This window comes from Streptomyces chisholmiae, from assembly GCF_031845445.1.
In the GTDB taxonomy this organism is placed as follows: Bacteria; Actinomycetota; Actinomycetes; order Streptomycetales; family Streptomycetaceae; genus Streptomyces; species Streptomyces chisholmiae.
This window is the reverse complement of the sequence record NZ_JAVREO010000004.1, coordinates 140,108-160,679: the sequence shown is the minus strand read 5'-3', so window position 1 is coordinate 160,679 and position 20,572 is coordinate 140,108. Positions and strand designations below refer to the sequence as shown.

Genomic DNA, 20,572 nt, shown 5'->3' with positions numbered 1-20,572 from the left:
GACCAGCGCTACCTGGGGCGCGGCGCCTTCGTTCGCCGGGCAACTGGCCAGGGGACGAACAAGCCACGCCCGCCGTCGGGGCACTCCCACGGGCCACCGGCCCGCGCTTCCGGAGGCGGACCCGGGAGGTTGACCTGGACCTGACGGAAGAGTCCTCCGAGGAGTGCCCCCGCATGCGGATGAAACTGCCCCAGGCCGCCTCCTGCTCCGAGTCCAGCCAGCGAGGCCGGCCATCGAAGGAGCCCGGCCGGGACTCCGGCAGCGGGCCGGAGCCCGTCACCACCTGCGGGTGGGGACCCGGGCGTGGCGGCCGCGGCTGCGGCGTGGGTGCTGGCGGCGGTGGGCGACCAGCAGCACGCCGGCGACCACGAGGAAGCCGAGGACGATCAGCCCGAGCCGCTCCGGCACCGCCTCGTTCGGCGCGTAGAGCACCCGGTCGGGCTCGTCGCCCTGCCAGGGCCACAGGGCGCGGAGCGCGCCGGCCATCACGCCGGTGAGGACGACCAGCGTCATGTGGTGGTAGTGGTGGAGCAGCCACCGGAGCGACTTCACGGCGACGGCGAGGCCGACGAGCATGCCGAGACCGAAGGTGGCCACATAGGCGATGTCCCGGTCGTTGAGCGCGTCGACGGTGGGCTCGTACATGCCGAGCGCGAGCAGCAGGAACGAGCCGGAGAGCCCGGGCAGGATCAACGCGGTCACGGCGATCGCGCCGGCGCCCGTGACGATCAGCGGGTTGTCGGCCGAGGCGGCCACCGAGAGCGAGGTCAGCCAGAAGGCGAGCACGGCGAAGGCCAGCGCCAGGGCGTAGTGGGCGGCGGTCCAGCGCTGGCCCGAGCCGCTGTAGGGCACCCACAGGGACGCCAGGACCAGTCCGAAGAAGAGCGCGTAGGCGTGCCCGGTGTGCTCGGAGACCAGCGGGGCCAGCAGCCGCGCGCTGAGCAGCAGCCCGAGCACCATCCCGATGGCCAGCGGCACGATCATCCGCCAGTCCACGCGCCGGGTCTCGCTGACGGTCCGGCCACGACCCTGCCCGGTGAGCAACGCCCGTACGGCGGCCGCGAGTTGGCTCGCCGCGCCGATCAGTCGTTCGAAGACGCCGATGATCAGCGCGACCGTGCCGCCGCTGATGCCTGGCAACGCCTCGGCGATGCCGATCAGTGAGCCGCGGAAGGCGTTGAAGGCGTGGCTTTCTGCCGGGGGTCTGTTGTCCGGCAGGGCCTGCGAGAGCACGGGCATGGTCTCCGATTCGGGAACGGGGAGGGTGGGGCGACGCGCGGAAGCGCGGAAGGACCCCCGGGCGATGGGGTCCGATCATCCTAGGGGTCGCCGCCCCGGCCTCCCCGAGCCGGGCGGCGTCGCCGACCTCGGGCGCCGGCCGGCGGACGCGCGGCCCAGCGCGGGCGCCGGCGGGGCACCCCCGGCCGGCGGTTGGCCGCCGTCGGCCGCCCGGCGCACCCCCACGATGTTCGCCCACGCGATGGTGGTGACGCTCGGTGCACGGGGGGTCTCATCTTTTTTCGGCCACGTTCAGTCGCGCGTGCCGGCCACGCAACTCCCTTACGAGCGGCGGCAGAAGCGCGTCCGTCGGCACCGTCCGGCCGGCGGAGGCCGCCGAGAGGGCCGGCGAATTCGACCGGTTACCGCGTGATGAAAACGGAGTCTGTTCGCACTCGCACACATATCGGAGGGGCGCACGTACGCTCCCCCGTGTGCGAGAGAACCCTGAGAACGTGAGGGGCCCCGTGCCCCCGGACCATCCGGCGCCCGGCCCCCGCCGCCGGCGCTCGAAGCGCGGCAGAGCCGTCGCGGCCGTGGCCCTGGCCACGGCCGTGGCCGGCGGCCCCCTGCTGGCCGGGCCGGCCACCGCCGGCCCACCTTCCGTCTCCCCGGCCGCCGCGGCCGACGGCGGGCGCCCCGCGAGCGCGGGCGAGGCCCGCGAGATCGTCCTGATCACCGGCGACCGGGTGCGGCTCGACGCCGCGGGCGAGGTGCTCGCGGTCCGCCCCGGCCCGGGCCGCGAGGACCTGCCCATAGCGGTGACCGAGGACGCCGGCGGCACTTTCGTGATCCCCGCCGACGCCCGCCCGCTGATCGCCGAAGGCCGCCTCGACCTGCGGCTGTTCGACGTCACCGAGCTGAGCCGCCCCGAGTACGCCCGGCTGGCCGGGGACGGCGTCCCAGTGATCGCCGCCCACCCCGGCGGGCGGCCCGCCGCGCTGTTCGCCGACGACGGCGTGCGGGTGCGCGCCGAGCTGGCGAGCATCGACGCGCAGGCCCTGACCGTCGCCCCGGAGGCGGCGGCCGGGTTCTGGGAGACGCTGACCGGCCCGCGGACCCGGGCCGCCGACGTCCCGTCGCTCACCCTCGACCGGGTCAGGACCGCCGCGCTGGACCACAGCGTCCCGCAGATCGGGGCACCGGCCGCCTGGGCGGCCGGGTTCGACGGCACCGGCGTGACCATCGCCGTGCTGGACAGCGGGATCGACACGACGCACCCCGACCTGGACGAGGGCCGGGTCGTCGCGGCGGCCAACTTCACCGACACCGACGGCGTCGAGGACCGCTACGGCCATGGCACCCATGTCGCGTCCATCGCGGCGGGCGCCGGCGGCGCCTACACCGGCGTGGCGCCCGGGGTCGCCCTGCTGAACGGGAAGGTGCTCGACGACTTCGGCGGCGGCACGGACTCGCAGATCATCGCCGGCATGGAGTGGGCCGTCGAGCAGGGCGCCGACATCGTCAACATGAGCCTCGGCGGCGACGACACCCCGGAGGAGGACCCGCTGGAGCAGGCGGTGAACCGGCTGTCGGCCGAGACCGACGTGCTCTTCGTGCTGTCCGCCGGTAACTCGGGGCCCGAGCCCGGCACCCTGGGCTCGCCCGGCACCGCCGACGGGGCGTTGACCGTGGGCTCGGTCGACCGGGACGACGCCCTGGCGCGGTCCTCGTCGGTCGGCCCGCGCCCGGGGGACGCGGGGCTCAAGCCGGACCTTACGGCCCCCGGGGTGGACATCGCCGCGGCGGCCGCCGAGGGCAGCTGGCTCGCGGACGGCGCCGAACCGGCCGGCGAGGGCTACCTGCGCCTGTCCGGCACCTCGATGGCCGCGCCGCACGTCGCGGGCGCGGCGGCGCTGCTCGCCCAGCAGCACCCGGAGTGGTCGGGCGAGCGGTTGAAGGCCGCGCTGGTGGCCTCCGCCACCCCGGTGGACGGCTACGGCGCGTTCCAGCAGGGCGCCGGGCGCGCGGACGTGGCCGCGGCGATCGGGCAGACCGTCGTGGCCGAGCCGGTCTCGCTCGGCTTCGGCGCGCAGGAGTGGCCGCACGCGGACAACGAGCCGGTGACCCGGGAGCTGACCTACCGCAACCTCGGCGACCAGGACGTCACGCTGGACCTCGCGCTGACCACGGTGGGGCCGGACGGCGGGCCCGCCCCGGAGGGCACCTTCCGGCTCGGGGCCGAGACCGTCACCGTGCCGGCCGGCGGTACCGCCACCGTCGAGGCGACCGCCGACACCGCCTTCGCCACCGAGGACCCCACGGGGGCCTACAGCCTGTTCGTGACGGCGACCGGCGACGGACACACCGTCGGCACCGCGGGGGCGATCGAACTGGTCGGCGAGTACCACGACCTGACCCTTGAGGCCGTCGGGCTGGACGGCGCGGGCCACACGAACTGGTGGGGGTCGCTCATCGACCGGGCCACCGGCGAGAGCACGCCGGTCTTCCCGGACGGCGACTCGGCCGTCCTCCGGCTGCCGGACGACGGCGAGCACCTGCTGCAGGCCACCGCGTACGGCGAGGACTGGGAGGCGCGGCACATCGTGGTACTGCCCACCCTGACCGAGGACACCACCGTCACGCTCGACGCCCGGGACGCCGAGGAGATCGACCTGTCCGTCCCCGACGAGGACGCCGAGGCGTTCCACTCGTTCACCAGCCTCGAACTGCCCGCCCTGGGCGCGGGCTACGGCTGGGAGGGCGGGGGAAACACCGAGGTGCGCACCCAGCACGTCGGGCCGGCGCTGCCGGCGGACGAGCTGGTCGTCAGCCACCAGACGTCCTGGGCGGCCGGCGACACCGAGTACCACACCGTGATCGAGCGGACCGGCAGCTACTTCACGGGACACCAGCGGGAGTTCACCCACGCGGAGCTGGCCGAACTGCGGCTGACCCTCGGGGCACCCACCGCGGACACCACCGGGCGGCTTGAGGTGGTGGGCAGCGGGCGCGGCGGGACCGGCCCGGAGCGCGCCCTGCCGGCCGTCACCACGCTCTACCTGACCGGTGGCGTCTGGTCGTACACGCTGAGCCTGACCGGGCCGGGCGAGGCCGGCTCGTTGACCGTCCCCGGCCGCGAGGTCGTCCCGGGCCGGACGTACCACGACAGCATGGGCGTGGGGGTGTTCGCCCCCGTGCTGCCGGCCGGCGGCGGGCTGAGCCGCGCCGGCGACCAGCTCGACGCCTCCCTCACCACGGTGTCGGACGGGGCCGGGCACTCCGGCTGGCTCTCCGGCGGCGAGGGCACCACCACCCTGTCCTACGAGGGCGAGGTGATCCACCGCCAGGACGACTTCCTCCGCGGCTGGGCGAGCTTCGAGGTGCCGGCCGCCGAGGGCCACTACGAGCTGACCACCACGGCCCGGCGGCCCGACGCCGGGGTGAGTACGGAGATCTCGGCGACCTTCGGCTTCACCTCGGCCTCAGTCCCGGACGGGGAGACCCGAGCGCTGCCGGTCTCGCTGGTGCGCTTCGCCCTTGAACTGGCCCCCGACAGCACGGCGGCGGCCGGGCGGGAGACACGGGTACCGGTCTCCGTCGAGGGCGCCGCGGCGGACGGGCCGGCGTCCCTGACGGTCCGGGTGTCCCTGGACGGCGGCGCGTCCTGGCAGGTGGCGCCGGTCGTCGACGGCGGGGTGACGGTCACCAACCCGGCCGCCGGCGGCTCGGTCTCCTTCCAGGCCGAGCTGGCCGACCAGGACGGCAACACCACCGAGCTGACGATCATCGACGCCTACCGGACGGCCTGACCGCGAGCCGCCGCCCCCTGCCCCCGCGCGGGCGGGGGGCGGCGGCCGCCGCGGGGTCCGCCGCCCACCCGTCCGGGCCCGGGGGGACCGGGACGGAAACAACCGGCGGGCGCCCGACGTTGCGAGGAGGCGCGTCCGTGTGGGGCGCGCGTCACGGACGAGGAGAGGAAAGCCGGCATGGCGGACCTGTACGACACCCCGCTGCGCACGCTGGACGGCGAGGACAGCTCGCTGGGCGCGTTCCAGGACCAGCTGCTGCTGGTCGTCAACGTGGCGTCACGCTGCGGCCTGACACCGCAGTACGCGGGGCTGGAGCGACTCCAGCAGCGGTACGAGCAGCGGGGCTTCACCGTCCTCGGCTTCCCGTGCAACCAGTTCGCCGGGCAGGAGCCGGGCTCCGCCGAGGAGATCCGCACCTTCTGCGCCACCACCTACGGGGTGACCTTCCCGATGTTCGAGCGGACCGAGGTCAACGGCCCGGGCCGGCACCCGCTCTACGCCGAGCTGACCCGGACGGCCGACGCCGCCGGCGAGGCCGGGGACATCCAGTGGAACTTCGAGAAGTTCCTGGTCAGTCCCGGAGGCGAGGACGTCCTGCGGTTCCGGCCCAGGACCGAGCCTGAGGACGCCGAGCTGCTGGCGGCCATCGAGGCACGACTCCCCCGCTGACCGGCCGCGCGGCCGGGGCCCCACCCTACGGGCGGACCCAGCAGTAGAGGTGGTGGTCGCGGCCGACGGCCCCGGCCGCGAGGGCGGCCAGCCGCCGGAGGAAGGCGGCCAGCTCGGCCACCTCGGCGGGCTCCAGCGGGACGTCGAAGTCGCCCGCCGCCGCCCACGCCCCGGCCAGCTCGGCCAGCGCTGCCTCGTCGCGGCTGGCGAGCGCGTCCCGTAGGTCGTCGGTGAGCGACAGGGTGAGCAGCTCGCCGTCCTCCGCCATGGCGACCAGCCGGCCGCGCCCGGGGACGGCCAGCACGGCCTCCTCGGCGCGGCCCGTTATCAGCGCCTCGACCGTCAGCAGGCTGGCGACCGGGTCGATGCCCTTGACCACCAGCTCGTCGGGCCCGGCGCCGGCGGGCGCGTCGTCCCCGCGCCGGACGGCGCGCGCGGCGTCCCGGTCGTCGGCGGCGGCGTAGTAACCGAAGAGAATCCCCATGCGGCCGATCATGGCAGCCGCCACTGACAGTCGACCTCGCCGGCCGCCGGCCCCGCGTCAGGGGCGGCGGCCCACGCCGGTGGCCAGCTCCCGGGCGCGGCCGCCCGGCGGGTGCGGCGCCAACGGCGGGGTGTCCGCGCCGCTGTTCTCCCGCAACCCGCGCACCAGCTCGGCCAGCGCCTCCCCGGCCGACCGCGCCGGCCGCCAGCCCAGCTCGTCGCGGGCCCGGTCGCAGTTCATCACCGGCAGCCGGAGCAGGGTGTCGAAGAGCTGCGGCGGCGCCGCGGCCAGCCGGGCCCGGTAGGCGCCGGCCAGCGCGGCCCGCACCGCGGCCCGCGGCACCCGCACCGACCTGGCGTGCCAGAGGTCGGCCAGCAGCCGCGCGTCCACGACCGGGTCGGCGGCCAGGTTGAAGGCCCCGCGCACCGGCCGGATGATGGCCAGCCGGTAGGCGTCGGCCGCGTCGTCGGTGTGCAGCACCTGGCAGCGCAGGCCGGGGAAGTCGGGCACCACGGGGCTCAGTTCGGGCCGGACCAGCGGTCCGACGAGCAGCGGTCCGACGAAGAGCCGGCGCTGCTCGGCGGCCGCGGCGCGGGAGAAGAGGAACCCGGGGCGGAGCCGGACCACCCGGATGTCCTGGTGGTCCCGCTCGAAGAGGTCGAGCAGCCGCTCCACGTAGGCCTTCTCCCGGCTGTAGGCCGCGGTCGGCCAGCCGTGGGTGGGCCAGCTCTCGTCCACCGCGCGGTCGTCCGGCCCCGGGGAGTAGGCGGCCACCGAGGAGGCGACCGCCAACGTCGGGACGCCGGCCGCCGCGACGGCGCGCAGGACCGCGGCGGTGCCGAGCACGTTGGTCCGCCAGGTCTCGCGCGGGTCGCGGGCCGGCTGGATCATCCAGGCCAGCTGGATCACCGCGTCGGCGCCGGCGAAGAGCTCCGCCAGGCGCGCGGGCGCCGCGTCGGACCGCAGGTCGACCGCCCGCCACTCGGTGCGCTCCGCCGGCCTCGGCGGGAGCCGCCGGGCCAGCCCGAGCACCGAGGTGACCGCGGGCTCCCCGGCCAGGGCGCGGACCACGGCGCTGCCGACGTTGCCGGTCGCTCCGACCACCACGACACGCATCGGCGGCCTTCCCTTCCTCGGGCTCCGGGGGACGGCACGGGTTCCCCGGCGGGCCCGCGCCAAACGCGGGTCCGCCGGGGAGGGCCGGGCGGGCTCAGGGAGTGAGCACGACCTTCCCGGTCTCCTTGTGCTGGAACCGCTCGTACGCCTCGGGCGCCCGCTCCAGCGGCAGGTGGTGGGTGGCGAACTCGTCCACGCCGAGCGGGTCATCGGCGGTGAGCAGCGGCAGGATGTCCGGCACCCAGCGCCGCACGTTGGCCTGTCCCATGCGCAGCTCGATCTGCTTGTCGAACAGCTTCAGCATGGGGATGGGGTCGGCCATGCCGCCGTAGACGCCGCTCAGCGAGATCGTTCCACCGCGCCTGACCAGGTCGATCGCGAGGTTCAGGGCGACCAGCCGGTCCACCCCCGCCCTGCTGGCGGCCGCCTCGGCGAGCGGGCCGGGAAGCCAACCGGCGAGGTTCTGGAGCAGGGAGCCGGCGGTGCCACCGTGCGCCTCCATGCCGACCGCGTCGATCACCGCGTCCGGGCCGCGCCCGGCGGTGAGGTCGCGGGTGGCGGCCACGATGTCCTCGTGCTGGCTGAGGTCCAGGGTCTGCACCCCGCGCGCGGCGGCCCGGGCCAGCCGGTCGGGCACCAGGTCGATGCCGATGACCTGCCCGGCGCCCCGGTGCCGGGCGATGCGGCAGGCCATGTCGCCGATCGGCCCCAGGCCCAGCACCGCCACGCTGCCACCTTCGGGGATGCCGGCGTACTCGACGGCCTGCCAGGCCGTGGGCAGCACGTCGGAGAGGTAGAGGTAGCGGTCGTCGGGGACGCCGTCGTCGGGGACCCTGATCGGGCCGTACTGGGCCTGCGGCACCCGCAGGTACTCGGCCTGGGCGCCGGGCACCGAGCCATAGAGCTTGGTGTAGCCGAACAGCGCGGCCCCGCTGCCCTGTTCCCGGATCTGGGTGGTCTCGCACTGGGTCTGGAGCCCGCGCTGGCACATGAAGCACTCGCCGCACGCGATCTGGAACGGCACCACCACCCGGTCGCCCGGGCTGAGGCCGGTGACGGCGGATCCGGTCTCCTCCACCACGCCCATCGGCTCGTGCCCCAACACGTCCCCGGGCGTCATGAAGGGTCCCAGCACCTCGTACAGGTGCAGGTCGGAACCGCACAGCCCGGTGGACGTGACGCGCACCACCGCGTCCGTCGGCTGTTGGATGACCGGGTCGGGCACCTCCTCCACCCGGACGTCGCGCTTGCCGTGCCACACCGTGGCCTTCATCTCGAACACCTCCGTGACCTGGGAGAACACTGTCCGCTCTGGTGGGTCAGGGCAGCGGCGCACCTCCCGTGGCGTTGAGGACCTCGGCGGTGATGAACGCCGCGTCCTGGGAGGCCAGATAGACGTAGGCGGGGGCCAGTTCGGCGGGCTGGGCCGGCCGGCCGAAGGCGGACTTGGCCCCGAAGCCGGTGGTGTCCGGCATGGTCGCGGGGATCAGCGGCGTCCACACCGGTCCTGGGGCCACCGCGTTGACCCGGATGCCGCGTTCGGCGACGTGCGCGGCCAGGCCCTTGGTGAAGGTGACGATGGCGCCCTTGGTCATGGCGTAGTCCAGCAGGTGCGGGGAGGGCTGGTACGCCTGCACCGAGGTGGTGTTGATGACGCTGCCGCCCTCGGTGAGGTGCGGCAGGCACATCCTGGTCAGGTGGAACATCCCGTACAGGTTGGTGCGCATCACCCGGTCGAACTGCTCGGTGTCGATCTCGTCGATGCTGTCCGGCCGGGCCATCTGGTAGGCCGCGTTGTTGACCAGCACGTCCAGGCCGCCGAACGCGGCGACCGCGCGGTCCGCGAGCCGCCGGCACTCCTCCTCCCACCGGATGTCACAGGCCACCGGCACGGCGCGCCGGCCGGCCTCGGTGACCAGCCGGGCGGTCTCCGCCGCGTCCTCCTCCTCTTCCGGCAGGTAGCTGAAGAGCACGTCGGCGCCCTCCCTGGCGTAGGCCAGGGCGACGGCCCGGCCGATGCCCGAGTCGCCCCCGGTGATCAGCGCCCGTCGCTCGCGGAGCCGGCCGCAGCCGCGGTAGCTGTCCTCCCCGTGGTCGGGGCGCGGCGTCATCTCCCCGGTGTGGCCGGGGACCTCCTGCGACTGGTCGGGGAACTCCGGGCTCGGCTGGCGCTCCGCCGGGTGCGCGGGTCGGTCCTGTGCTGCCTCGTCTGGCATGGGTCCTCCTTCCCTGGCCCCGTCGGGTGCCCGGCGTCCGGCACGCGTATGCCTCCCGTTTCCCAGCAAATCGGGGTAACCGGCGCCGGGGGGCCGGCCGGGCACGCGGCGCGGGCGGCGCCGGTGTGGCGGCCCGTTCCCGGAGGGGGCGCGCCCGCGCGCGTTCGCCCGGGCTGAGGCTGGCCCGCGCCCCCCGCTCGCCGTGGGCGCCGCTCCGCGCGCCCCCGGGGCGACGGCGCCTCCCGCCGGGTGCCGGCGGCGCGCGGTGCGGCCGATGGGACGGAAGCCCGGGCCGGTCGGTGCCGTTCCGCTCTCCGGCGCGCCAGCGGAGGATAACGTTCCGTTTGTTGTCCCCGCCGGTTCCCGGACCCGCCGGCGGCTGCTTCTACCGATCTCCCGAGGTGTTCCGGATGGCGCATGAGCCACGCCCAACCTGGGGAAAGTGATCAGCAGGATGGCTACATCCCGGCAGCGGTGAGGAGTTCCGTCATGGACCAGGCTCTGGACAACCGGCTGGACAATCGGCTGGACCGGAAGACCACGCGACACACCCGCCTGCTCTTCGCGGCGACCGCGGCCCTCGCCCTGGTGCTCTCGCCGGTGCTGTTCCTCTACGAGGTGCTGGTCGGCGCGCTCGGCCTGGTCGGCACCGGTCTGGCCACCCGGCAGCACGAGGGGCCGGTGGCCAGGACGGCCACGGTGGTCTTCGCCGGGCTGCTGGCCGGCGCCCTCCCGTACCTGGTCTTCGCCGCCCTGGCCTGACCGGCCGGCGGCCGGCTCCCGCTCGTCGCCGCGCGGCGGTCCGGCGGGCGGGAGCATGGGAATGCGCGACGTTCTCTGGTATCCAGGGACCTCGTGGATACGGACTTCGATCATGCGGACAACAGCGGCCACCTGGACCACCGAGAGCGCCGGACGCCCCGGCAGTGCGAGCGCGGCGCCGAGGTCCTGCCCCGCGATCGCGCCCCGCGCGCGGTGCTGGAGCTGATAGCCGGCAAGTGGACGATGCTCACCCTGGTCGCCCTGGCGGACGGCTGCCCGGTGCGGTTCAACGAGCTGCGGCGTCGGCTGGAGGGCGTCACCCAGAAGATGCTCACCCAGACCCTCCGCGCGCTGGAGCGCGAGGGGCTGCTGACCCGAACGGTCTTCCCCACGGTGCCGCCGCGGGTGGAGTACCGGCTGACCGCCCTGGGCTCGGAGATAGCCCAGCTGGTGACCCGGATCGCCGAGTGGAGCGCGACCCACGCCGAGCAGCTGCGGGCCGCCCGGGCCAGCTTCGACGGACGGGCCCCGCGCCCCCGCCCGTTGAGCGCCTGACCGCACCGGGGGCGGAGCGGCCCGGCCGCCCGTAGCCTGGGGTGGTGTACGCGCGTCGGCGTCGCCGCTACCTGGTGCTGATGGCCTGCTGCCTGGTGCTCTTCGTGGGCGGCGGGGCGGTGGTCCGGCTCTGGTCGGTGCCGCTGGCCGTCGCGCTGTGCGCGCTGGCCGCGGTGCTGCCGCCGATCGCGACGATCGTCGCCAACCGCCGCGAGCGGGACGACCGTTGGTGGGACGAGTGACCGGCCCGGCGGCCCCGACCGGCCGGCGGTGGGGTCAGTCGTCGTCGGCCAGCAGGGCGTTGAGGTCCCCGTAGTCCAGGGCCGGGGTCAGCGGCTGGTAGCCACCGGTGGTCAGGAACTCCCCGGCGGCGCGGGCGGCGGTCGCGTAGGCGGCCTGGGCCACGGCGGAGCCCAGGCTGAGCCGGGCCGCGCCGGCCGCGGCCAACTCGGCGACCGGCGGGGCGCCGGGGCCGACCAGCAGGTTCACCGGCGCGGGCAGGGCGGTGGTCAGCTCGCGCACCAGCGCCGGGTCGGTGACGCCGGGCACGAAGACCCCGTCCGCGCCGGCCGCCAGGTAGGCGCGGCCGCGTTCCAGCGTCGCGTCCAGCAGCGCCGGGTGGGCGCCCGGCCGGCGCAGGAAGACATCGACCCGGGCGTTGACGAAGAGGGGCACCCCGGCCGCGTCCGCGGCGGCGCGGGCGGCGGCGAGCCGTTCGGCCTGCTCGGCGACCGGGCGTAGCGGCTCGGCCGGGTCGTGGCTGGAGTCCTCCAGATTGACCCCGGCGGCGCCGGCGGCGAGCGCCAGGCCGATGGTCTCCCGCACGCCGGCGGCGTCCACCGCGTAGCCGCTCTCCAGGTCGGCGGTGACCGGCAGCGGGACGGCGGCGGCGATCCGGCCGACCAGCGCGATGGCGGCGTCCCTGGCCAGCCGGTCACCGTCCGGGGCGCCGAGGCTCCAGGCCACGCCCGAGCTGGTGGTGGCGATGGCGGCGGCGCCGGCCCGGGCGGCGAGCCGGGCGCTGGCCACGTCCCAGGCGTTGGCCAGCAGCAGGGGCTGGGCACCCCGGTGCAGGGTGTGCAGCAGGCGGGCCCTGGTGGCGAGGCTTTCGAGGCGCGGTGCGTGGTGGCTTTCCATGGGCTCAGTGAAACAGCCCCGCCGGGGGCTGACCGGCGCTTTTCGGTCCTCATGGTACGGAGCACGGCACCCCCCCGACCGGAGGCATCCTTGTTGGCCTGAACATGGCATCCGGTGGGCAGGATGGGACCGTGGCGACGACGCGCGAGGAATCCGAACTCCCCACCAGACGCTGGCGCATGGTCGGCCCGGGGCTGGTGGTCGCGGCGACCGGCGTGGGCGCCGGGGACCTGGTGGCGACCACCGTGGCGGGCGCCCGCTACGGGCACACGCTGCTGTGGGCGGCGGTGGTCGGCTGCCTGATCAAGGTGGCGCTGGCCGAGGCCACCGGCCGCTGGCACCTGGCCACCGGGCGGACCATCTTCGACGGCTGGCGCACCCTCGGGCGCTGGACCACCTGGTACTTCGGGATCTACATCGTGATCTGGGGCTTCGTCTACGGGGCCACCGCGATGTCCGCCAGCGGGCTGCCGCTGGTGGCGCTCTTCCCCGACGGTCCCTCGCTGCGGGTGTGGGGCATGATCTGCGGGGTGGCCGGGCTGCTGTGCGTGTGGTTCAACCGCTACGCGGTGGTCGAGCGGCTGATGATGGTCCTGGTCGGCGTCATGTTCGTGGTGGTGGTCTCGCTGGCGGTGCGGGTCGGCCCGGACGTGGCGGCGCTGGGCACCGGCCTGTGGCCCACGTTGCCGGACGGCTCGATCGTCTACACCCTGGGGCTGATCGGCGGGGTGGGCGGCACCATCACGCTGGCCGCCTACGGCTACTGGGTGACGGCCAAGGGGTGGACCACGCCCCGCTGGATGCCGATGATGCGGCTGGACAACCGGATCGCCTACCTGACGACCGGCGTCTTCGTGATCGCCATGCTGGTGATCGGGGCCGAGCTGCTGCACTCCGCCGAGATCGCGCTGGCCACCGGGGACCGGGGGCTGCTCGACCTGGGCGGGGTGTTGGAGGAGCGGTTCGGGCCGGTCACCGCCGACTTCTTCCTGGTCGGCTTCTTCGCCGCCTCGTTCAGCTCGGTGATCGGGGTCTGGCACGGGGTGAGTCTGCTCTTCGCCGACTTCCTGGCCCGCACCCGGCCGCACTGGGCCGGGCCGGCGGCGGTGGCGGGGCAGCGGGAGCGGTCGCTGCCGTTCCGCGCCTACCTGCTGTGGCTGACCTTCCCGCCGATGGGGCTGCTCTTCCTCGACCAGCCGATCGGGCTGGTGCTCACCTACGGGGTGCTGGGCTCGTTCTTCATGCCCTTCCTGGCGCTGACCCTGCTGTGGCTGCTCAACACCGGCCAGACGCCGCTGAGGTGGCGGAACGGCTGGCTGAGCAACGGCGCGCTCGCCGCCTCCGGGGTGCTGTTCCTGATCCTCTGTGTCGAGCAGATCCGGGACCTGCCCTGGTAGTGAGCGGTGCGGCACGGCTGCCCGCAGAATGGGGCCATGCCCTTTCACGTTGACTCCGAGACCGGCCGGCTCAAGCGAGTGATCCTCCACCGGCCCGGTCTCGAAATGAAGCGCCTGACCCCCACCAACAAGGACGAGTTGCTCTTCGACGATGTGCTCTGGGTCAAGCGCGCGCAGCAGGAACACGACATCTTCGCCGCGCTGCTGCGCAGTCGGGGGGTCGAGGTCCGGCTCTTCGGCGAGCTGCTGGCGGAGAGTCTGGAGCTGCCCGCCGCCCGCGCCCTGGTCCTTGACCGGGTGTTCGACGAGCGCGAGTACGGGCCGCTGGCCACCGAGCCACTGCGGGCGGTCTTCGACAGCCTCCCCGGCGCGGAGCTGGCCGAGGCGCTGGTCGGCGGGATGACGAAGCGGGAGTTCCTGGAGCGCTACCCGGGGCCCAGCTCGCTGCGGCTGCACGTGATGGGGCTGGACGAGTTCCTCCTGCAGCCGCTGCCCAACCACCTCTTCACCCGGGACACCTCGGCCTGGGTCTACGACGGGGTGGCGATCAACGCGATGCGCTGGCCGGCCAGGCAGCGCGAGAGCGTGCACTTCGAGGCGATCTACCGGCACCACCCGCTGTTCGCCGGGGCGGCCGGCGCTCCGTTCCACCACTGGTCGGAGCCGGACGGCGGGCACCCCTCGACCATCGAGGGCGGCGACGTGCTGGTGATCGGCCGGGGCGCGGTGCTGGTCGGGATGAGCGAGCGGACCACCCCGCAGGCGGTGGAGCAGTTGGCGCGCCGGCTCTTCGCGGCGGGCTCGGCGCACACCATCGTGGCGCTCGACCTGCCCAAGCGACGGGCCTTCATGCACCTGGACACGGTGCTGACCATGGTCGACCAGGAGACCTTCACGCAGTACGCCGGGCTGGGGATGCTCCGCTCCTACACCATCCGGCCGGGCGCCGGCGGCCGGGAGCTGTCGGTCACCGACCATCCGCCGGAGCACATGCACCGGGCCATCGCGGAGGCGCTCGGTCTGGCCGACATCCGGGTGCTGACCGCGACCCAGGACCCACACGCGGCGGAGCGCGAGCAGTGGGACGACGGCTGCAACGTGCTGGCCGTGGAGCCGGGGGTGGTGATCGCCTACGAGCGGACCGTGACCTCCAACACGGAGCTGCGCCGCAACGGCGTGGAGGTGCTGGAGATCCCCGGCAGCGAGCTGGGCCGGGGGCGGGGCGGGCCGCGGTGTATGAGCTGCCCGATCGAGCGGGAGTCGGTGGACTGAGCGAGGACGGGGCGGGGCGCACCATTGCATACCCATAAGGAGATCTGTATATAATTGCGGCTCTTCACGGGGGTGGCCCCGCCCCACCCAGCACAGCGAGATCGGAGCCCGCCCATGGCGACCACACTCACCGGCCGGCACCTGCGCAGCGAGCTGGACCTCAGCTCGGCCGAGTTCCGTCAACTGGTGGAGCTGGCGGCTCGGTTGAAGGCCGCGAAGCGGGCCGGCACCGAGCGGCAGCGGCTGGCGGGCCGACACATCGCGCTGCTCTTCGAGAAGAGCTCCACCAGGACCCGCTGCGCCTTCGAGGTCGCCGCGGCCGACCAGGGGGCGCGCACCACCTACCTCGACCCGGCCAGCTCGCACGTGGGATACAAGGAGTCCACCCGGGACACCGCCCGGGTGCTCGGCCGGATGTTCGACGCCATCCAGTTCCGTGGCAGCGCGCAGCGGACCGTGGACGAGCTGGCCGAGCACGCCGGCGTCCCGGTCTACAACGGGCTCACCGACGACTGGCACCCGACCCAGATGCTCGCCGACGTCCTGACCATGACGGAGCACTGCGCCAAACCGCTGACCGAGCAGGCCTACGCCTACCTCGGCGACGCCCGCAACAACATGGGCAACTCCTACCTCGTCACCGGCGCCCTGCTGGGCATGGACGTGCGGATCGTCGCCCCCGAGGAGCTGTGGCCCGAGCCCGGGGTGGTGGCCGAGGCCCGCCGGCTCGCCGCGGAGACCGGGGCCCGGATCAAGCTGACCGAGTCGGTGGCCGAGGGCGTCGCCGGGGTGGACTTCGTGGCCACCGACGTGTGGGTCTCGCTGGGCGAGCCCGTGGAGAAGTGGGGGGAGCGGATCGAGCTGCTCCAGCCCTACGCCGTGACCGCGGAGGTGCTGGCGGCGACGGGGAACCCCGAGGTGCGGTTCCTGCACTGCCTGCCCGCCTTCCACGACCTGGGCACCGAGCTGGGGCGCACCCTGCACGAGCGGTTCGGCCTCAGCTCGCTCGAGGTCACCGACGAGGTCTTCGAGTCCCCCGCGTCCGTGGTCTTCGACCAGGCGGAGAATCGGCTGCACACCATCAAGGCGCTGCTGGTCGCCACCCTCGCGCCGGCCGGCGACGAGGAGCCGGAGCGCCACTAATCCGTTGCCAGCCGGAGGGAGGGGCTGCTTGGATCGCCTGTCATGGACAACTCGCCTTCCAGCAGCGTCGGTTACCCACCACTGACCGGCGAACTCGTCCGGCTGCGCGCCATGGAGGCGGGCGATGTCGAGAGCCTCTGGCGGTGGAACCACGACCCCGAGGTCACGCGCTGGCTCAACGCCGACGTCCCGCAGTCCCTGGCCAGCGCCGAGCGCCGGTTCGCCGAGCGCCCGCGCAACTCCTTCGAGACCACCCTGCTGATGATCGAGCGGCGCGCCGACCAGCGGCTGATCGGGGTCACCGGGCTGCGGGACGCCAGCCCGATCGACGGCCGGGCCGAACTCGACATCTATCTCGGGGAGAAGGACTGCTGGGGGCAGGGCTACGGCACCGACGCGGTACGCACCCTCTGCCGCTGGGGCTTCGACCAGCTGCGGCTGCACTCGATCGCGCTCTGGGTGGTCGTGGAGAACGCGGCGGCCGTCCGCGCCTACGAGAAGGCCGGCTTCCAGCGGGACGGCCGGCACCGCGAGTGCTTCCGCGGGGTGGGCCGCTTCCACGACATGTACCTGATGAGCGTGCTGGAGGGCGAACTCCGCTGACCCGGCCGCCCCCGGCTCAGGCCGGCCGGCGGCCAAGGCCCCGCACCGCGGCCACCACCAGCTGTACGCCGCCGACCGCCATCAACACCACCCCCACCTTGCTCAAGGTGAACACCGGGGTCTCCACCTCGTCCAGGAACACGAAGAACACCAGGCCCACCAGCGCCGTGCCCAACCCCTCGATCGTCTGCCTCGCCCCTCGACTCACGCACCCTCCCCTGCCGAACTCCGGGCCCTCGGCCCCTCATCACTGAGCGTAGGCGTCGGCCGGCTCAGCGTCCTCGACCGGCGGGAGGAGACGTCACTACATCCTTCGTCGGACACCCCGGAGCCGCACATCAGACCGTGGTTGACACGTCAATCCGCCGGCGCCGGCCGGCCGTGCACCGCCCGCCCCGGCCCGGGGCCGCCGCCGTTCCGCCGTGTGCGCCGTGCGCGCCGGCGCGTGCGCCAGGGACGTGCCTCGACCGGAAGACCGCCGGCCGTGACGTTTCGAAGGAGTTCGGGCGGGCGGACGAGGTTGGTGGAACGATGGCTACCCGTGACCTCGACTTCGCATCTCGCTCATGACGTGGCCGGTGACGGCCCCGCGTTGCTGCTGCTGCACTCCACGGTCTGCGACCGTCGGATGTGGGACCCGCAGTGGCGCATCCTGATCGACGCGGGCTTCCGTGTGACGCGGTGTGACTTCCGAGGCCATGGCGACAGTCCGGCGGCCGACCGGCCCTACCGGGACGCCGAGGACGTGCGCGACCTGCTGAACGCCCTGGGGGTGGACCGGACGGCGGTGGTCGGCTCCTCCTTCGGCGGCGGGGTGGCGCTCGAGGTCGCCGCCCGCTGGCCGGACCGGGTGGGCGCGCTCGCGGTGCTCAACGCGGCGCCCCCACTGACCCGGCCGACCCCGGCCCTGACCGCGTTCCAGGCCAGGGAGGCCGAGTTGATCGCGGCCGACGCGGTGGCCGAGGCGGTGGAGCTGAACGTGGCGACCTGGCTCGGGCCGGAGGCGGACGGCAACACCCGCGCCATGGTCAGGCTGATGCAACGGCACTCGCTGGACGTGCGGTTGGCGGCCGAGAAGTTCGCCCGGCCGTCTGCGGAGTACCGGCTGGCCCGGATCGGCGCTCCCACCCTGGCCGTCTCCGGCGGCCACGACCTGCCCGAGTTCCGGAGCACCGCCGCCGAGTTGCCCCGGCTGCTGCCCAGGGCCCGCCACCAGGAGCTGCCGTGGGCGGGGCACCTGCCCAGCCTGGAGCGCCCGGCCGAGGTGGCGCGGCTGCTGGTGGACTTCCTGCGCGAGCCGGCCTGAGCACGCCGGCCGCGCCGGCCCCCGAGCCCGGGGGCCGGCGCGGCCGGGCCGGGCGGCGACCGGCGCGGACGTCGGTCAGCTCGCCTCGACGATGTCGAACTCCAGGTCGGTCAGGGTGCGTTCGCAGGACTGCGGGGTGAGGTGGGCGCCGCCGATGACGGCCGAGCCCAGCGCCCAGTCCGGGGCGTCGGCCGCGACCAGCACCCGCAGCCGGGCGGTGGCGGACTCACCCGGCTGGAGCGCGTCGGTGGTGCCGAACCAGTCGTACCAACCGCGCGTGGTCAGTGGCGTCCAGGCGCCGTCCGCGAACCACTCGGTGGTCACCGGCACGTCGGAGCCGTCCAGGGTGTCGTAGGCGGTGATCTCGGCGAGCGTCACCAGGCCGTCCACCGGCACGTCGAGGGTGTTGGTGATCCGGTAGTCGAACTCGGCCCACTCGCCCGCGACCACCGGGTCCGGGATGTTCTCCAGGCGCACGTCCAGGGCGCCGTCGTTGTACCAGTGTCGACAGGCGGAGTCGTCGGCCCCCGGGTGGATGGTGGCGGCGGTGGCGGCGGTGGCCGGCGCGGCCGAGAGCAGGGTGGCGGAGAGCAGCGCGGCGGACAGGGCGGAGACGGCGGTGGCGGTACGACGGACGGGCATGGAACCTCGCAGGGTGCGGCCGGACGCGGGCAGGTGAAGGAGCGGTGAACAGGACATCGCTCCACCCGAGCAGGACCGTTCACCCGGGGAGGTGGTTGCCTTCGGGCGGACAGCTCTCACCGAACAGCCATCGGACGACCATGACCGGAACGCCGACCTCCGGAGGGCGCGCCGTCCGCGCGGCTGGCTGACGCGGGGAGGCGGGCCAGCGCGCGGAGGCGGGGCCGGGGCCCGCGCCCTGCACCGCGGGGGCCTCGCCCAGGGGAGATTCTGCCGCAGGAGGACCGCCCGACCGTGGGTATTCAGTCAGCTATGCGACCCTCAGCACCCACCCCACTACCGATGGTGAGGCTCAACGGCGGGGTTTCGTGGCCGCCGGAAGGTCGGCCAGAACTCACGGGTCGGGCGCGACGCCGAGCGCGGCACCGAGCGCCGCGATCCGGTCCGGCCCCACCCGGCAGCAGCCACCGATCAACCGGGCCCCGGCGGCCCGCCAGCGCCGGGCCAGGCCCGGCGCCAGGGTGGCCGGCCCACGCCAGTCCCCGGCCACCGGGTCCCACCGCTCCCCCGCGTTCGGGTAGGCGACCGCGGGCCGGCCGGTCACGGCGACCGCCAGCGCCACCGCCTCCTCGACCTCCTCGGGGCGGCAGCAGTTGACGCCGACCGCCACCACCGACGGCTCGTCGGCGGCCAGCGCGAACGCCTCGGCCAACGGCTGCCCGGCCCGGGTGCGCCCGCCCGCGACCGTGTAGGAGAGCCAGACCGGCGTCCCTTGGCCGCGCACCACGTCGAGCAGCGCCGCGGCCTCCCGGGTGTCCGGCACCGTCTCCAGCGCCAACAGGTCGGGGCCGGCCGCCAGCAGCGCCGCCACCCGGGGCGCGTGGAAGCGGGCCAGCTCGGCGCCGGTCAGCCCGTAGTCACCCCGGTACTCGGCGCCGTTCGCCAGGGGCGCGCCATACGGGCCGACCGAGGCGGCCACCAGGGCGGGGCGCCCGGCCCGGCCGGCGGCCGTCCTGGCCAGCCGCACGCTGTCGCCGAACAGCCGGGCCGCCGCCCGCCGGCCGACGCCCCGCCGGCCGAAGCCGGCGAAGGACGCCTGGTAGCTGGCGGTCAGCAACACCCGGGCGCCGGCCGCCAGATAGGCGGTGTGCGCGGCGACCAGCCGCTCCGGGTCGTCGGCCAGCAGCCGCGCCGTCCACAGCTCGCCGGACAGCTCGGCGCCCTGGGCGAGCAGCTGGTTGGACAGCCCGCCGTCCAACAGCAGCGGGCCGCCACCGGGCGCCAGCGCCTCGAGGTCCATCGGTCCGGCCGGTCAGTCCAGCTGGCGGGCGACGTCCTCGGCGATGACCGCCAGGTGGTCGAGGTCGTCCAGGTCCAGGATCTGGAAGTAGATCCGCTGGCAGCCGGCCTCGCGGTAGCTGGCGATCTTCTCCACCACCTCGCCCGGGGTGCCGGCCAGGCCGTTCTCCCGCAGCTCGGCCACCTCGCGGCCGATGGCCGCCGCCCGACGCGTCACCTCGGCCTCGGTCCGGCCCACGCAGGCCACCAGGGCGTTGGAGTACACCAGGTCCTCAGGGGCGCGGCCGGCCTCCTTGGCGGCCTCCCGGACGCGGCCGAACTGCTCGGCGCTGTCGGCCGCCGACTGGAACGGGATGTTGAACTCGTCGGCGTAACGGGCCGCCAGCCGCGGGGTGCGGACCTTGCCCATGCCGCCGACCAGCACCGGCACCTTCGCCTGCGCCGGCTTGGGCAGCGCGGGCGAGTCGGTCAGCTGGTAGTAGGTGCCGTCATAGGAGAAGGTCTCCCCCACCGGGGTCTCCCACAGGCCGGTGACGATGGCCAGCTGCTCCTCCAGCCGGGGGAACTTCTCCTTCGGGAACGGGATGCCGTAGGCGGTGTGCTCCTCGGCGAACCAGCCGGCGCCCAGGCCCAGTTCGATCCGCCCACCGGACATGGCGTCGACCTGCGCCACCTGGATGGCCAGCACCCCGGGCAGCCGGAAGGTGCCGGCGGTCATCAGGGTGCCCAGCCGGATGCGGCTGGTCTCCCTGGCCAGCCCGGCGAGGGTCACCCAGGCGTCGGTCGGCCCCGGCAGCCCGTCGCCGTCCCCCATGTGCAGGTAGTGGTCGGAGCGGAAGAAGGCGTCGAAGCCGAGCTGCTCGGTGGCCTGGGCCACCGCCAGCAGGGTCTCGTAGCTGGCGCCCTGCTGCGGTTCGGTGAAGATACGAAGATCCATGGCC

At 74.6% G+C, this 20,572-nt stretch carries 20 protein-coding genes; 10 read left to right on the top strand and 10 right to left on the bottom strand.

Features of this window, described 5'->3' with window-relative positions; all coding sequences use genetic code 11:
- Positions 1 to 276: 276 nt before the first annotated feature.
- Entirely contained in the window at positions 277 to 1,239 is a 963-nt protein-coding gene (locus RM844_RS08155; RefSeq protein ID WP_311666285.1) for a DUF368 domain-containing protein, read from the bottom strand.
- 575 nt (positions 1,240 to 1,814) lie between these two features.
- Here RM844_RS08155 and RM844_RS08150 point away from each other — a divergent pair.
- The gene (locus tag RM844_RS08150; RefSeq protein WP_311666284.1) at positions 1,815 to 5,030 is read left to right on the top strand and encodes a S8 family serine peptidase; all 3,216 of its coding nucleotides are present in this window, start codon (positions 1,815 to 1,817) and stop codon (positions 5,028 to 5,030) included.
- A 177-nt stretch (positions 5,031 to 5,207) separates the two neighbouring features.
- Positions 5,208 to 5,699 (top strand): glutathione peroxidase, encoded by a 492-nt coding sequence (locus tag RM844_RS08145; protein ID WP_311666283.1) that lies wholly within the window; start codon positions 5,208 to 5,210, stop codon positions 5,697 to 5,699.
- 25 nt (positions 5,700 to 5,724) lie between these two features.
- On the opposite strand, the gene RM844_RS08140 is transcribed toward RM844_RS08145, so the two are convergent.
- The 4 genes from RM844_RS08140 to RM844_RS08125 all read right to left on the bottom strand — a co-directional run bounded on the left by RM844_RS08140 (position 5,725) and on the right by RM844_RS08125 (position 9,515).
- Positions 5,725 to 6,183, bottom strand: a complete 459-nt coding sequence (locus RM844_RS08140) for a hypothetical protein (protein WP_311666282.1) — start codon at positions 6,181 to 6,183, stop codon at positions 5,725 to 5,727.
- 57 nt (positions 6,184 to 6,240) lie between these two features.
- Complete coding sequence (locus tag RM844_RS08135) at positions 6,241 to 7,299, bottom strand: NAD-dependent epimerase/dehydratase family protein (RefSeq protein WP_311666281.1); 1,059 nt, start codon at positions 7,297 to 7,299, stop codon at positions 6,241 to 6,243.
- A 94-nt stretch (positions 7,300 to 7,393) separates the two neighbouring features.
- Positions 7,394 to 8,572, bottom strand: coding sequence for a zinc-dependent alcohol dehydrogenase (locus RM844_RS08130; protein ID WP_311666280.1), 1,179 nt, complete (start codon positions 8,570 to 8,572; stop codon positions 7,394 to 7,396).
- A 46-nt stretch (positions 8,573 to 8,618) separates the two neighbouring features.
- The gene (locus RM844_RS08125; RefSeq protein ID WP_311666279.1) at positions 8,619 to 9,515 is read right to left on the bottom strand and encodes an SDR family oxidoreductase; all 897 of its coding nucleotides are present in this window, start codon (positions 9,513 to 9,515) and stop codon (positions 8,619 to 8,621) included.
- A gap of 489 nt (positions 9,516 to 10,004) precedes the next feature.
- On the opposite strand from RM844_RS08125, the gene RM844_RS08120 reads away from it, so the two are divergent.
- The 3 genes from RM844_RS08120 to RM844_RS08110 all read left to right on the top strand — a co-directional run bounded on the left by RM844_RS08120 (position 10,005) and on the right by RM844_RS08110 (position 11,074).
- Positions 10,005 to 10,277, top strand: coding sequence for a hypothetical protein (locus RM844_RS08120; protein WP_311666278.1), 273 nt, complete (start codon positions 10,005 to 10,007; stop codon positions 10,275 to 10,277).
- A 93-nt stretch (positions 10,278 to 10,370) separates the two neighbouring features.
- Positions 10,371 to 10,832, top strand: coding sequence for a winged helix-turn-helix transcriptional regulator (locus tag RM844_RS08115; RefSeq protein ID WP_311666277.1), 462 nt, complete (start codon positions 10,371 to 10,373; stop codon positions 10,830 to 10,832).
- A gap of 44 nt (positions 10,833 to 10,876) precedes the next feature.
- Positions 10,877 to 11,074: a DUF3099 domain-containing protein gene (locus tag RM844_RS08110; protein WP_311666276.1), complete on the top strand. Its 198-nt coding sequence runs from the start codon at positions 10,877 to 10,879 to the stop codon at positions 11,072 to 11,074.
- Positions 11,075 to 11,108: 34 nt separating this feature from the next.
- Here RM844_RS08110 and RM844_RS08105 read toward each other — a convergent pair whose 3' ends face one another.
- Positions 11,109 to 11,969, bottom strand: a complete 861-nt coding sequence (locus RM844_RS08105) for an isocitrate lyase/PEP mutase family protein (RefSeq protein WP_311666275.1) — start codon at positions 11,967 to 11,969, stop codon at positions 11,109 to 11,111.
- A 179-nt stretch (positions 11,970 to 12,148) separates the two neighbouring features.
- Here RM844_RS08105 and RM844_RS08100 point away from each other — a divergent pair, with 179 nt between their 5' ends.
- The 4 genes from RM844_RS08100 to RM844_RS08085 all read left to right on the top strand — a co-directional run bounded on the left by RM844_RS08100 (position 12,149) and on the right by RM844_RS08085 (position 16,384).
- Complete coding sequence (locus RM844_RS08100) at positions 12,149 to 13,366, top strand: Nramp family divalent metal transporter (protein WP_311666570.1); 1,218 nt, start codon at positions 12,149 to 12,151, stop codon at positions 13,364 to 13,366.
- 36 nt (positions 13,367 to 13,402) lie between these two features.
- Positions 13,403 to 14,638, top strand: coding sequence for an arginine deiminase (locus RM844_RS08095; RefSeq protein ID WP_311666274.1), 1,236 nt, complete (start codon positions 13,403 to 13,405; stop codon positions 14,636 to 14,638).
- A gap of 114 nt (positions 14,639 to 14,752) precedes the next feature.
- The gene (argF, locus tag RM844_RS08090) at positions 14,753 to 15,781 is read left to right on the top strand and encodes an ornithine carbamoyltransferase (RefSeq protein WP_311666273.1); all 1,029 of its coding nucleotides are present in this window, start codon (positions 14,753 to 14,755) and stop codon (positions 15,779 to 15,781) included.
- A 42-nt stretch (positions 15,782 to 15,823) separates the two neighbouring features.
- A complete protein-coding gene (locus RM844_RS08085) occupies positions 15,824 to 16,384 on the top strand; it encodes a GNAT family N-acetyltransferase (RefSeq protein ID WP_311666272.1) in 561 nt (186 codons plus the stop codon).
- 16 nt (positions 16,385 to 16,400) lie between these two features.
- Here the strand turns inward: RM844_RS08085 and RM844_RS08080 are convergent, their stop codons facing one another.
- On the bottom strand, positions 16,401 to 16,592 hold the full coding sequence (locus RM844_RS08080; protein WP_311666270.1) for a DUF5708 family protein: 192 nt from the start codon (positions 16,590 to 16,592) through the stop codon (positions 16,401 to 16,403).
- A gap of 333 nt (positions 16,593 to 16,925) precedes the next feature.
- Here RM844_RS08080 and RM844_RS08075 point away from each other — a divergent pair, with 333 nt between their 5' ends.
- Complete coding sequence (locus RM844_RS08075) at positions 16,926 to 17,690, top strand: alpha/beta fold hydrolase (protein WP_311666269.1); 765 nt, start codon at positions 16,926 to 16,928, stop codon at positions 17,688 to 17,690.
- Positions 17,691 to 17,765: 75 nt separating this feature from the next.
- Here the strand turns inward: RM844_RS08075 and RM844_RS08070 are convergent, their stop codons facing one another.
- The 3 genes from RM844_RS08070 to RM844_RS08060 all read right to left on the bottom strand — a co-directional run bounded on the left by RM844_RS08070 (position 17,766) and on the right by RM844_RS08060 (position 20,568).
- Positions 17,766 to 18,332, bottom strand: coding sequence for a hypothetical protein (locus RM844_RS08070; protein ID WP_311666268.1), 567 nt, complete (start codon positions 18,330 to 18,332; stop codon positions 17,766 to 17,768).
- Positions 18,333 to 18,726: 394 nt separating this feature from the next.
- Complete coding sequence (gene mmuM, locus RM844_RS08065) at positions 18,727 to 19,632, bottom strand: homocysteine S-methyltransferase (RefSeq protein ID WP_311666267.1); 906 nt, start codon at positions 19,630 to 19,632, stop codon at positions 18,727 to 18,729.
- Positions 19,633 to 19,644: 12 nt separating this feature from the next.
- Positions 19,645 to 20,568, bottom strand: a complete 924-nt coding sequence (locus RM844_RS08060; protein ID WP_311666266.1) for an LLM class F420-dependent oxidoreductase — start codon at positions 20,566 to 20,568, stop codon at positions 19,645 to 19,647.
- Positions 20,569 to 20,572 lie beyond the last annotated feature (4 nt).